This window comes from Agrobacterium sp. YIC 4121 (genome assembly GCF_002008205.1).
GTDB lineage: Bacteria > Pseudomonadota > Alphaproteobacteria > Rhizobiales > Rhizobiaceae > Agrobacterium > Agrobacterium leguminum.
The window spans coordinates 52,741-65,575 of sequence record NZ_MRDI01000011.1; the positions used below are offsets into that span (position 1 = coordinate 52,741).

Sequence of the window (12,835 nt, forward strand, 5' to 3'; positions counted from 1 at the left end):
ACATTTTCGTTATGTCTAGATAAATTTGCACAGTTTTGTGGTGGCGTGCCCTGCCGGGCCATTGCTTACCCCCGGCCCTGTGTTTAAGCATGAGCAAAAGAACGCTTGGGAGGTTGCCGGCACGCCTGTGTCTGCGGCCCGAAAGCGGCGGGGAGAGAATGGCAGACTTTAAAGAGGCGCTGAAGCGGTTTCAGCCGATCGCGGTTTCATCGATCGCTGAAGACGAGCTCAGGTTGCGACTACGCGGCCTGCAGGCGCGAATGATCCAGCAAAATATCAAGGCGGTCTGGCTCGATGCATCATCGTCGCTGACCTATTATACCGGCCTGTCGCTTGGTCTTTCCGAGCGCATTCACGGCGCCCTGGTGCCGGCGGAAGGCGTGCCGGTCTATGTCAGCCCGACCTTCGAGGAGCCGAAGCTTCAGACGCTCATCCGCATTGCGGGTGAGGTTGCCGTCTGGGAAGAGGATGAAAGTCCCTTCGACCTGATGGCAAGACGTATCGGTGCCTTGACCTGTCCCGGTCATCTTGTCGCCATCGATCCCGCCACCCCCTTTGTTTTCGCATCGGCCCTCATGCAGCGCCTTGAAGGGCGCATCATTTCCGCCCAGCCGATGATCGTCGCCCAGCGGCAGGTCAAATCCGCAGCCGAGATCGCCATCATCCAGACGGCGATGGACGCGAGCTACGGCGTGCAGAAGGCCGTGTTCGAGGGGCTGCGTCCCGGCGTTTCCACCACGGAAGTCGCTGATTTCGTTAATGCGGCGCATATTGCCCTTGGCCTGAAGCCGCTTTTCGTGGCGGTGCAGTTTGGCGAGGCGACGGCCTATCCGCATGGCGTGCCCCATGCGCAGACGCTCAGCGAAGGCGATATGGTGCTGGTCGATCTTGGCGGCATTCTTCATGGCTATCGTTCCGATATCACCCGCACCTATGTCTTTGGCAAACCGACGGAACGGCAGTGTTTCCTCTGGAACGCCGAGCGCGACGCGCAGGCGGCGGCCTTTGCCGCAGCCAAAGTCGGCGCTGCCTGCTCGGATGTGGACAGGGCCGCGCGCGAAAGCCTGAAAGCGGCCGGTTTCGGCCCGGATTATCAGCTTCCCGGCCTGCCGCACCGCACCGGCCACGGGCTTGGGCTGGATATTCACGAAGAACCCTATATCGTTGCAGGAAATGCCACGGCGCTGGAGCCGGGCATGTGTTTTTCCATCGAGCCGATGCTGTGCGTTTATGGCGAATGCGGCGTCCGTCTCGAGGATATAGCCTATATGACGGAGGCGGGACCGCGCTGGTTCTGCCCACCGGAGAAGAACCTCGACCGGTTGTTTCAGCCGGTCGCCGGGTAATTGGTCGGGAGGCAAAGGACCGAACGGCGATAGGGGTGATCCCATATCGCTGCTGACCAGAAGAGGTAGGCCCCCGGACGGGGCCGCAGGAACTCAGAAAAAGAGGGAAAGGACCACCAGATGAAAACGCTGACCCGCAGTTTGCTTATCGCCTCTGCGATTGCGATCACTTCCGCCATGCCCGCCATGGCGAAGACCTTCGTTTATTGCTCCGAGGCATCGCCGGAAGGCTTCGATCCGTCGCCTTATACCGCAGGCGGCACCTTCGATGCCTCCGCGCATCCGGTCTATAACCGTCTGACCGAGTTCAAGAAGGGCACGACCGAAGTAGAGCCCGGCCTTGCGGAAAAATGGGACGTTTCCAAGGATGGTCTCGAATACACTTTCCACCTCCGCAAGGGCGTCAAGTGGCACTCCAACGACAAGTTCACGCCGAGCCGCGAATTCAACGCTGACGACGTGATCTTCAGCTACAACCGCCAGGGCGACGCGAAGAACCCGTGGAACCAGTACATCGCAGGCATCACCTACGAATATTACAACTCCATGGAAATGCCGTCCCTGATCAAGGAAATCGTCAAGGTCGACGATTACACGGTCAAGTTCGTGCTGACCCGCCCGGAAGCGCCGTTCCTCGCCAACATCGCCATGCCTTTCGCTTCGATCGTGTCGAAGGAATATGCCGATACGCTTGAGAAGGCCGGCACTAAGGAAGACTTCAACAACCTGCCGATCGGCACCGGCCCGTTCAAGTTCGTCGCCTATCAGAAGGACGCGGTCATCCGCTACCAGAAGAATGCCGACTACTGGGGTGAAGCTCCGAAGATCGACGACCTGATCTTCGCGATCACGCCTGACGCCGCCGTCCGCCTGCAGAAGCTGAAGGCTGGCGAATGCCACCTGATGCCATACCCGGCTCCGGCTGATCTGGCGACCATCCGCGCCGACAAGAACCTCAAGCTCGATGAGCAGCCGGGTCTGAACGTCGCTTACTTCGCCTACAACACGACCGTTGCACCTTTCGACAACCCGGAAGTCCGCAAGGCGCTGAACATGGCGATGAACAAGCAGGCGATCATCGACGCCGTGTTCCAGGGTGCCGGCCAGGTTGCCAAGAACCCGATCCCGCCGACAATGTGGTCCTACAACGACAGCATCAAGGACGATGCTTACGATCCGGAAGCTGCCAAAAAGGCTCTCGAAGCCGCTGGCGTCAAGGATCTGTCGATGAAGATCTGGGCAATGCCGGTGCAGCGTCCTTACATGCCGAACGCCCGTCGCACCGCCGAGCTGATCCAGTCGGATTTTGCGAAGGTCGGCGTCAAGGCCGAGATCGTTTCCTTCGAATGGGGTGAATACCTCAAGAAGTCCACCGAAGTGAAGCGCGACGGCGCTGTCATCCTCGGCTGGACCGGCGACAATGGTGACCCGGACAACTTCCTCAGCGTTCTCCTGTCCTGCGCCGCAACCGGTGAAGGCGGTGCGAACCGTGCACAGTGGTGCAACAAGGAGTTCTCGGACCTGTTGGCCAAGGCAAAGCAGACCACCGACGTTGCCGAGCGCACCAAGCTTTATGAGCAGGCACAGGTGATCTTCAAGGAACAGGCTCCGTGGGCGACGCTTGCGCACTCCACGCAGTTCGTTCCCATGTCCGCCAAGGTTTCCGGCTTCACCATGAGCCCGCTTGGCGACTTCACCTTCGAAAACGTCGACATCGCGGAGTAATCCTCGAACAACCGGACGCGCGGAAGAACCCTGTTCTTCCGCGCGTCTTTTCAGGAAAAAACCATGATCCGGTTCATTCTCGGCAAACTTCTCTATCTCGTTCCGACCTTCCTCGGGATCACCATCGTCGCCTTCGCCTTCGTGCGCGTCCTGCCGGGCGATCCCGTGCTGTTGATGGCGGGCGAACGCGGCATTTCACCCGAACGGCATGCGCAGCTTGCCGAACAGCTCGGTTTTGCTCAGCCCATCTGGCAGCAATATCTACATTTCCTTGGACGGCTGCTTCAGGGCGATCTTGGCAATTCGCTGGTCACCAAGAAGCCGGTTCTCACCGAGTTCCTGTCGCTCTTTCCCGCGACGGTCGAGCTTGGTCTCGTTGCCATCATCATCGCAACGCTGATTGGCGTTCCGGTCGGCGTCATCGCCGCCATTCGTCGTGGCTCCTGGTTCGACCAGATTTCCATGACGACGGCGCTCGTCGGCTTCTCCATGCCGATCTTCTGGTGGGGTCTGCTGCTCATCATCATGTTCTCCGGCATCCTGCAATGGACGCCGGTGTCAGGCCGTATCTCGCTGATGTATTTCTTCCCCTCTGTTACCGGTTTCATGCTGATCGACAGCCTGATTTCGGGACAGAAGGGCGCGTTTGCCTCGGCCCTGTCGCATCTCATCCTGCCCTCGGTGGTGCTTGCCACCATTCCGCTTGCCGTGATTGCGCGCCAGACGCGTTCAGCCATGCTGGAAGTACTCGGTGAGGATTATGTGCGCACGGCCCGTGCCAAGGGCATGTCTCCTTCCCGTGTGGTCGGCATTCATGCGCTGCGCAACGCCATGATCCCTGTTGTCACCACCATCGGTCTTCAGATCGGCGTGCTGATGGCTGGCGCGATCCTGACCGAAACCATCTTTTCCTGGCCGGGCATCGGCAAGTGGATGATCGATTCCATCTCTCGCCGCGACTATCCGGTCGTGCAGAGCGGCCTGCTGTTGATCGCGGGTCTGGTGATGATCGTCAACCTGCTTGTCGATCTGACCTATGGCCTCATCAATCCGAGGATCCGTCACAAATGACCGATGTGATCACCACTCCGGGCGTGCGCCTCTCAGACGCCGCCATCCGCCGCCGGATGATCGCCGATTTCTGGTTTTATTTCCGCCAGAACCGTGGCGCCGTCATCGGGCTTGCCGTGTTCATCCTTCTCGTGCTGGTCGCGGTTTTTGCGCCGCTGATCGCGCCGCATGATCCGACCCAGCAATATCGCGATGCGCTGCTCGTGCCGCCGGTCTGGCAGGAAGGCGGCCGTGCCGGCTTCTTCTTCGGCACGGACGCCGTCGGGCGTGACATGTTGTCCCGCCTGATATACGGCGCGCAATATTCGCTGTTCATCGGTATCGTTGTCGTTTCCATCGCGCTCGTCGGCGGCATCGTCATCGGTCTCATTGCCGGCTTCTTCGGCGGCTGGGTCGATACCGTCATCATGCGTGTTATGGACGTCATCTTGGCGTTTCCGTCGTTGCTGTTGGCGCTGGTGCTGGTCGCGATCCTCGGTCCGGGCCTCACCAATGCCATGATCGCCATCGCCATCGTCTATCAGCCGCATTTTGCCCGTCTGACGCGCGCTGCCGTCATGAGCGAGCTCAGGCGTGAATATGTCACGGCCGCGCGCGTGGCCGGTGCGGGCAATCTCCGGCTGATGTTCAAGACCATCCTGCCGAACTGCCTTGCGCCGCTGATCGTTCAGGCGACGCTTTCGTTCTCCTCTGCGGTTCTCGATGCGGCCGCACTCGGCTTCCTCGGCATGGGCGCGCAGCCGCCTGCCTCCGAATGGGGCACGATGCTGGCGGAAGCGCGTGAATTCATCCTGCGCGCCTGGTGGGTCGTGACCCTTCCGGGCCTGACGATCCTGATCTCGGTGCTCGCCATCAACCTCATGGGTGACGGCCTGCGCGATGCGCTCGATCCCAAACTGAAGCGGAGCTGAGCGATGAGCCTGCTGAAAATCAAGAACCTCACCGTCAAATTCGCCACCGCCACCGGCGCCTTCACGGCCGTCAACGGCATCGATGTTTCCGTCGACAAACACGAGGTACTGGCCATCGTCGGCGAGTCCGGTTCCGGCAAGTCGGTATCGATGCTCGCCGTCATGGGGCTTCTGCCCGATACGGCGACGATCACCGCCGACGAGATGACGTTCGACGGCAAAAACCTTTTGGCCATGTCGCCGCAGGAGCGCCGCAGGGTGATCGGTCGCGAGATCACCATGATCTTCCAGGAGCCGGTCGCCTCGCTCAACCCGTCCTTCACGGTCGGTTTCCAGATCGAGGAGGTTCTGCGCCTCAATCTCGGCATGAGCGGCGCTGCCGCGCGTGCCCGCGCCCTGGAGCTGTTCCGGGCTGTCGGCATTCCCGAGCCGGAAACCAAGCTCAAGGCCTATCCGCACCAGATGTCGGGCGGCCAGTGCCAGCGCGTGATGATCGCGATTGCGATCGCCTCCAAGCCGCGCCTTCTGATCGCGGACGAGCCGACAACCGCACTCGACGTGACCATTCAGAAGCAGATCCTCGACTTGTTGATGAAGTTGCAGGAAGAATACGGCATGGCGCTGATCCTCATCACCCATGACATGGGTGTGGTGGCGGAAACCGCCGACCGCGTCGTCGTGCAATATAAGGGCCGCAAGATGGAAGAGGCGGATGTCTTGAGCCTGTTCGAGGCCCCGCAGCATCCCTATACCAAGGCACTGCTTTCGGCCCTGCCGGAAAATGCCACCGGCGACCGTTTGCCCACGGTTTCCGATTTCTTCGGCAAGGAGGGCGTTCAATGAGCATCGTTGTCGAAGGCAGGGGAATTACCCGCGACTATCATGTTCCCGGCGGCCTGTTCGGCGGCGCCAAGACGGTGCAGGCTCTGAAGGGCATCGACTTTACCGTCGAGCGCGGCAAGACGCTCGCCATCGTCGGTGAATCCGGCTCCGGTAAATCGACGCTGGCCCGCATCATCGCGCTGATCGATCCGGCATCCGGCGGCGAACTGAAGATCGAAGGCAAACCTGTCGATATCGCCAGACGCCGTCCGGACACGCAGATGCGCTCCAAGGTGCAAATGGTGTTCCAGAACCCCTATGGCAGCCTCAATCCGCGCCAGAAGGTGGGCGACGTGCTGATGGAACCGCTGGTCATCAACACCAAGATACCGGCTTCCGAGCGCCGCGAGCGGGCCGAAGCCATGCTGGTGAAGGTCGGTCTCGGTCCTGAGCATTTCAACCGTTATCCGCACATGTTCTCCGGCGGCCAGCGCCAGCGCATCGCCATTGCGCGCGCACTGATGCTGAACCCGGCGCTGCTGGTGCTGGACGAACCGGTTTCGGCGCTCGATCTTTCCGTGCAGGCGCAGGTTCTGAACCTGCTGCGCGATCTGCAGGAAGAGTTTGAACTGACCTATGTTTTCGTCAGCCACGATCTTTCGGTGGTGCGTTACATCGCCGACGATGTGATGGTCATTTCGAAGGGTGTGGCGGTGGAGCAGGGCACGCGCGAGGAACTCTTCGCCGATCCGAAGCATCCCTATACCCGCCAGCTTTTCGCCGCGACACCGATCACGGATGTCGATGCCATCCGCGCCCGCGTGGAACGCCGCAAGGCGGCACGGCTGGGGGCGACCGCCTGAAGCTGGCGACCGAGGTTAGGAACAGGCCGGATTTCCGGCCTGTTCTTTTTTCAGGACTTCAGAAAACGCGCGATTGCCGCAAGCGCGCCGTGTTCCCGAATGTCTCGATAGGCGGCTTTCAGGGCTGGGACGAAGGTTTCGTTCCTTGGCAGGTCGCTGCCAAATGTGCGTTCGAAAGTCAGAAAACGGTCAACGACCGCATCCGGCGCCATTGCCAGTTGATCCGGCGCATCCCACTCCTTGAAAGCGGGATCGAGAATGGTGATCGGCTGCCCCTTTTCATTCTTGTCCGCGCAGGACCTGATCCAGAGCGCGACGGCGAAAATAACCGTCCGGCTTTCAGCCTTCTCCTCCAGCAGCTCGCGCAAGGGGCCAAGAATGCGCAGCGGCACTTTCTGCGATGCATCGGAGGCGATCTGCATGGTCTTGTGCTGCAATGAGGGATTGGCGAAACGATCCCGCAGGCCGGCTGCGAATTCCGCCCCGTCGACGGCGGGATCGAGCGTCCGTTCGATCTCGCGCCAATAGGCGTCGATGAAATCGCGCACGGGCTTTTCACCCCATGCATCCGCCACCGTCGCAAGGCCGGCAATCTGGCCGATGGCGGCGATGGCGCTGTGGGAGCCATTCAGCATTCTGAGCTTCATATGCTCGTATGGCTCAACATTGCCGACGAATTCCACGCCCGATTTCTCGAGCGCCGGCCTTCCATGCGGAAAACGGTCCTCAATGACAAAACGGAAATAGGGTTCGGCCACCACCGGCCAGGCATCGCTGAGGCCGAGTGCGGTCGAAATCGCCTCGCGGTCCGCATCCGTGGTGGCGGGAACGATCCGGTCCACCATCGAGCAGGGGCAGGCAATATTGGTTTCGATGAAGGATGCCAGTTCCGGATCGGCCAGTTCCGCAAATTCCAGCAGCAGCTTTTGCAGCACATGGCCGTTTGCGGGCAGGTTGTCGCAGGAAAGGAGCGTCAGGGGCTGAGAACCTTGCCTGCGCCTGCGCCGAGTGGCGGCAAGGATGAAGCCGAAGATGGAGCGCGGCCGCTCCGGGTTTTCGAGATCATGGACGATATCGGGATGATCGCGCAGCAGGCTGCGGGCGGCAAGATTGGTCAGGTAACCCTTCTCCGTCACGGTCAGTGTGACGATGAGGACGCGCGGATCGGCCATCCGCTCCACCAGCCGTTCGGGCTCTTCCGGCGCGACGATGGTTTCGAGAATCGAACCGATCATGCGCAGGCGCTCGCTTTCACCGTCTCGCAGGCAAAAGGTGTAGAGATTATCCTGCGGCTCGATGGCGTCGCGCGTATCCGGGCTGCGCAGCGATGCCGCAACGATGCCCCATCGGGTTTCGCCGCGATTAAGGCAATCGTCGATGAAAACCGCCTGATGAGCCCGATGAAAGGCCCCGACGCCGAGGTGGACGATGCCGGGCGTGACGCTTTGGCGGTCATAGGCGGGTGTCGTGACGGATTGCGGCAGGCGGGGCAGGGTTGCAGCGGAAAGCCGGTCTGTCATCGATGCGAAATCCCCATGCCGAACGGGACGATTGTGGCTCGCGCCGCTCTCATTGCGGCGTCCGGCTTGTGGCGCATCATGTCAGTTCCTCCCCTATATGCGGAATGATCAGGCGCCGGCCTCTTTGAGCAGCCGGACCTGGCGCAGCGTATTCTGGCGGCTGCGCTCGAGATGCCGCCACAGGGCATCGACGATCTGGGCCTTACTGCCGGCGGCGATGGCATCGGCGATATTCTGGTGCTCTTCGACCGAGCGGGCGTAGTCGCCGAGGATCGAGACGAAAACCGTGTGGGTCTGGTCGAGAATGCGCTCATGCGAGCCGGAAATGACCGGAATGCGCGCCGCCGACACAAGGGTCGTATGGAAGCTGCGGTCGTAAAAAAGCGCTTTCGATAATTCGTCGAGCGTTGAGCCTTTGGCGAATTTACGATGTTTCGCAAGGCTTTCCAGCAGTTCCGCGTGCAGCGCTCCATCCAGTTGCCCGGCGTCGAAGGCCACTTCCACGGCGCCTTTTTCGAGCAGCATTCTGGCGGCGTAAAGTTCCTCCACATCCTCCACGGTGAAATCGCGCACCACCATGCCGCGCCGGGAGGAATTGACCACCAGCCCATCGGCCTCGAGTTTCAGGCAGGCTTCCTTCACCGGCGTGGGGCTGATGCCGAGATCGGCAGCAAGCTCATTGGGCAGCAGGCGTTCGCCGCCGCGCAATCTGCCGCTGACGATGCGTGCGCGCAGTTCCCGGTGCGCCTGTTCGGCGAGCGTGACTTTGACCAGCGAGTTCATGGCGGCATCATTGCCCAGCTTCGAGGGACTGGCAATGGCTGAATATTAAAAATAAAAAATTTTTTATTTTACAAAGACCATTTTTGCTTTAGCTCTATCCGTCAGCGGAAGCCGGCTGCTGGAGGAGGGCGGTCTGGCAATTTCCCGAAAGCCCATCTTCGCGGCCCATGGTCGCGGGGACGCGGCGTCTATTCCTCCCCGCAAGCAATCAGCAATCGAGGAATGACCGATCATGAAAATTACCGCCGTCGAACCTTTCATCCTGCACCTGCCGCTGACTTCGGAGTCCATTTCCGATTCCACCCACAGCATCACCCATTGGGGCGTCGTCGGTGCAAAGATCACCACCAGCGATGGCCTTGAGGGCTATGGTTTCACCGGCACCCACGCGCATCTGCCGTCGGACAGGCTGATCACATCCTGCATCAGCGATTGTTACGCGCCCTTGCTGGTGGGGGAGGATGTGTCGGACCATTCGAGGCTGTGGACGAAACTGGCCCGTTATCCGGCGCTGCAATGGGTCGGCAGGGCGGGCATCACCCATCTGGCGCTGGCCGCAGTTGACGTTGCGCTCTGGGACCTGAAGGCGAAAAAGGCGGGCGTGCCGCTCTGGCACTATCTCGGCGGCGCGCGCACTGCGGCGGTGGAAGCCTATAATACCGATATTGGCTGGCTTTCCTTCACGCTGGAGGATTTGCTGACGGGTAGCGCGAGAGCGGTGGAGGAGGATGGGTTTACCCGGCTGAAGATCAAGGTCGGGCATGACGATCCGAATATCGATATTGCCCGCCTCGCCGCCGTCCGTAAGCGTGTCGGTTCGTCCATCCGCATCGCCATTGACGGCAACGGCAAGTGGGATTTGCCCACATGCCAGCGTTTCTGCGCGGCGGCGAAAGATCTGGACATTTACTGGTTCGAGGAGCCGCTCTGGTATGACGATGTGACGAGCCATGCACGGCTGGCGCGCAATACGTCCATTCCGATTGCGCTCGGGGAGCAGCTTTACACGGTGGATGCGTTCCGCTCATTCATCGATGCCGGTGCGGTTGCCTATGTCCAGCCGGATGTGACCCGGCTTGGCGGCATCACCGAATATATTCAGGTTGCCGATCTCGCGCTCGCCCATCGCCTGCCCGTGGTGCCGCATGCCGGCGAGATGAGCCAGGTGCATGTGCATCTGAGCTACTGGCACCCGGCTTCGACCATTCTCGAATATATTCCCTGGATCAAGGATCACTTCGAAGAGCCGATCCATGTGCGGGACGGTGTCTACAAACGTCCGGAGCGCCCCGGCGCCAGCACGACGCCGCTGGCGGAAAGTTTCGCCCGTTATGGCAAGGCGGTGAAATGAGCAGCGGTATAAAACCCGGATTTTAAGGGAGGGAAGCCCGCCCTCCGTCATGCCGGACTAGATCCGGCATCCAGCCACGGCGCGTTTGCGCCGTGAAAAGAGTCTTTCGCGATCAAAGACTTGATCGCGCTGGACCCCGGATCTAGTCCGGGGTGACGGAGTGTGGATGATGCAATTTTTCCAAATTTAGCGCCAGCCGAGAGCCGGCGCCACCTGCTTGAGGATCGTCTCGATCACATGGGCGTTGTAATCGACGCCCAGCTGGTTCGGCACGGTCAGGAGCAGCGTGTCGGCCTCGGCGATGGCCTCGTCGGCTTTCAGCTGTTCGATCAGTTTTTTCGGCTCGGCGGCATAGCTGCGCCCGAAGATCGCGCGTGTCTTGTCGTCTATATAACCGATCTTGTCATCGCCTTCGTTGCCGTAACCGAAATAGGACCGGTCGCGGTCGTTGACGAGGGCGAAGATGCTGCGGCTGACCGATACACGCGGCTCGCGGGTGTGGCCCGCTTCCTTCCAGGCTTCCCGGAAGGTGCGGATCTGCTGCGCCTGCTGGACATGGAAAGGCTCGCCCGTTTCATCCGTCTTCAGGGTGGAGCTTTGCAGGTTCATGCCAAGCTTTGCCGCCCAGACCGCCGTTGCATTGGAACTCGAACCCCACCAGATGCGCTCGCGCAGCCCTTCGGAATGCGGCTCCAGCCGCAAAAGGCCGGGCGGGTTCGGGAACATCGGGCGCGGATTCGGTTCGGCGAAACCTTCACCTTTCAGAAGCTCGAGGAAGACTTCGGTGTGCTGACGCGCCATGTCTTCTTCACTCTGGCCCTCGGCCGGACGGTAACCGAAATAACGCCAGCCATCGATCACCTGTTCCGGCGAGCCGCGGCTGATACCGAGCTGCAGGCGTCCGCCGGCGATGAGGTCGGCCGAACCGGCGTCCTCCGCCATGTAGAACGGGTTTTCATAACGCATGTCGATGACGCCGGTGCCGATCTCGATGTTTTTCGTGCGCGCGCCGACGGCAGCCAGCAGCGGAAAGGGCGAGGCAAGCTGGCGGGCGAAATGGTGCACGCGGAAATAAGCGCCGTCGGCGCCGAGTTCTTCCGCGGCCACGGCGAGGTCTATCGATTGCAGCAGCGTATCGGCGGCCGAACGGGTCTGCGACTGAGGCGAGGGCGTCCAGTGGCCGAAGGACAGGAATCCGATCTTTTTCATGATGACCTTCCAGATGTCGGAGGATGCCGGTCTTCACAAACCGGCTTCGTTGTTGTCAGTCATATAGGCTGGCACGCGTATCCTCCAACCGGCCGGGCGTAGACACGGTGTCGCCGAAATGTGAACGATGGCTGTTCAGACCATCATCCGGCGGTCGAGGATGAAGAGTTTTTCATGCGCGCGCGCCGTGGTGAGAATGAAGTCCATCAGCGAGCGCACACGCGGCACATTGGCAAGGTCCTGATGGCTCGTCAGCCAGTAGCCGCGCCGCAGTTCCACTTCGCCGGCAAGCACCATCTGCAAATCCGGGAAGCGCGCGGCGATGAAATTCGGCAGGATGCACAGGCCCCGGCCGCTCAGCGTGGCCGTCAGCTGCGCGAAAATACTCGAGGACTGAAAGCCCGGACGCAGGCCGGGCAGCACGTCGCGCATATAATCAAGGCCGGGTGAGAAGATCAGGTCCTGTACGTAACCGATGAAGAAGTGATCGAGCAGGTCCTCGCGCTTGGTGATTCTCGGCCGTCCGGCGAGATAGGAACGCGAGGCATAGATATGCAGCGTATAATCGATGATCTGTTCGTTGATATAGGGACCGGCCTTCGGCGGATCGAGCGTGACGGCCACATCCGCCTCCTTTCTGGAAAGCGCCATGATCTGCTGGATCGTCACCATTTCCACCATGATGTGGGGATGCGTGATGGCGAAGTCTTTCAGCCTTTCCACGAAGAAAAAATTGGAAAAACCTTCAGGCGCGCTAAGGCGCACCACGCCGCGCAGCAGGCTGCCGCTTTCGGAAATATCCGATTGCAGCCTTTCGGCTTCCGCCTCGATACGCTCGACCGTATCCACCAGCCGCCGCCCGACGGTCGTCAGTTCATAACCGCGCGGGTTTCGCTCGAACAGCTTGGTTTTAAGCGAGAATTCCAGCCGGTCGATATGGCGGGAGACAGTGGCGTGGCTGGTGCGCAGGCTTCGGGCCGCCGATGAGAGCTGTCCGGTGCGGGCCACGGCCAGAAAATATTGCAGGTCGTCCCAGGTGAAAGGGGTGGCCATATTTGTCTCCCATCAAGAGTTCTGTTCAAAAATGAACAGTTCCTGTTCGCAATTTGATGATGCCCCGGTCTTGTGTCAACGGCCGAATTCGAGAAGTCTAGGCTCAGGATGCATCGCTTTGAGGAGGGCGGTGTGACCATTCGGGTGCAATGGCATGCAGGTCCCCTACGCGGTTCGTTCA

The 12,835-nt window shown here is 60.6% G+C and carries 11 protein-coding genes; 7 read left to right on the forward strand and 4 right to left on the reverse strand.

From position 1 onward, the window contains the following. The first annotated feature begins 158 nt into the window (after positions 1–158). The 6 genes from BTE54_RS12195 (at position 159) to BTE54_RS12220 (ending at position 6,738) form a co-directional block, all read left to right on the forward strand. Positions 159–1,346, forward strand: a complete 1,188-nt coding sequence (locus BTE54_RS12195; protein WP_078052627.1) for a Xaa-Pro peptidase family protein — start codon at positions 159–161, stop codon at positions 1,344–1,346. A gap of 120 nt (positions 1,347–1,466) precedes the next feature. Then, positions 1,467–3,071 (forward strand): ABC transporter substrate-binding protein, encoded by a 1,605-nt coding sequence (locus BTE54_RS12200; protein WP_078052628.1) that lies wholly within the window; start codon positions 1,467–1,469, stop codon positions 3,069–3,071. A 63-nt stretch (positions 3,072–3,134) separates the two neighbouring features. Continuing rightward, a complete protein-coding gene (locus BTE54_RS12205) occupies positions 3,135–4,142 on the forward strand; it encodes an ABC transporter permease subunit (protein WP_078052629.1) in 1,008 nt (335 codons plus the stop codon). Beyond that, entirely contained in the window at positions 4,139–5,053 is a 915-nt protein-coding gene (locus tag BTE54_RS12210; RefSeq protein WP_078052630.1) for an ABC transporter permease subunit, read from the forward strand. Before BTE54_RS12205 ends, BTE54_RS12210 begins: the two co-directional genes overlap by 4 nt. A gap of 3 nt (positions 5,054–5,056) precedes the next feature. Next, on the forward strand, positions 5,057–5,896 hold the full coding sequence (locus BTE54_RS12215; RefSeq protein ID WP_078052631.1) for an ABC transporter ATP-binding protein: 840 nt from the start codon (positions 5,057–5,059) through the stop codon (positions 5,894–5,896). Further along, positions 5,893–6,738, forward strand: coding sequence for an ATP-binding cassette domain-containing protein (locus BTE54_RS12220; RefSeq protein ID WP_078052632.1), 846 nt, complete (start codon positions 5,893–5,895; stop codon positions 6,736–6,738). Before BTE54_RS12215 ends, BTE54_RS12220 begins: the two co-directional genes overlap by 4 nt. Before the next feature lie 50 nt (positions 6,739–6,788). On the opposite strand, the gene BTE54_RS12225 is transcribed toward BTE54_RS12220, so the two are convergent. After that, positions 6,789–8,258, reverse strand: a complete 1,470-nt coding sequence (locus tag BTE54_RS12225; RefSeq protein WP_078052633.1) for a mannitol dehydrogenase family protein — start codon at positions 8,256–8,258, stop codon at positions 6,789–6,791. A gap of 108 nt (positions 8,259–8,366) precedes the next feature. Next, entirely contained in the window at positions 8,367–9,041 is a 675-nt protein-coding gene (locus tag BTE54_RS12230; RefSeq protein ID WP_078052634.1) for a GntR family transcriptional regulator, read from the reverse strand. 232 nt (positions 9,042–9,273) lie between these two features. On the opposite strand from BTE54_RS12230, the gene BTE54_RS12235 reads away from it, so the two are divergent. After that, positions 9,274–10,392: a mandelate racemase/muconate lactonizing enzyme family protein gene (locus BTE54_RS12235; protein WP_078052635.1), complete on the forward strand. Its 1,119-nt coding sequence runs from the start codon at positions 9,274–9,276 to the stop codon at positions 10,390–10,392. Between the two features lie 186 nt (positions 10,393–10,578). Here BTE54_RS12235 and BTE54_RS12240 read toward each other — a convergent pair whose 3' ends face one another. Both BTE54_RS12240 and BTE54_RS12245 read right to left on the reverse strand, forming a co-directional pair. Then, positions 10,579–11,601, reverse strand: coding sequence for an LLM class flavin-dependent oxidoreductase (locus BTE54_RS12240; protein WP_078052636.1), 1,023 nt, complete (start codon positions 11,599–11,601; stop codon positions 10,579–10,581). Positions 11,602–11,736: 135 nt separating this feature from the next. After that, positions 11,737–12,654, reverse strand: a complete 918-nt coding sequence (locus BTE54_RS12245; RefSeq protein WP_065657343.1) for a LysR family transcriptional regulator — start codon at positions 12,652–12,654, stop codon at positions 11,737–11,739. Positions 12,655–12,835 lie beyond the last annotated feature (181 nt).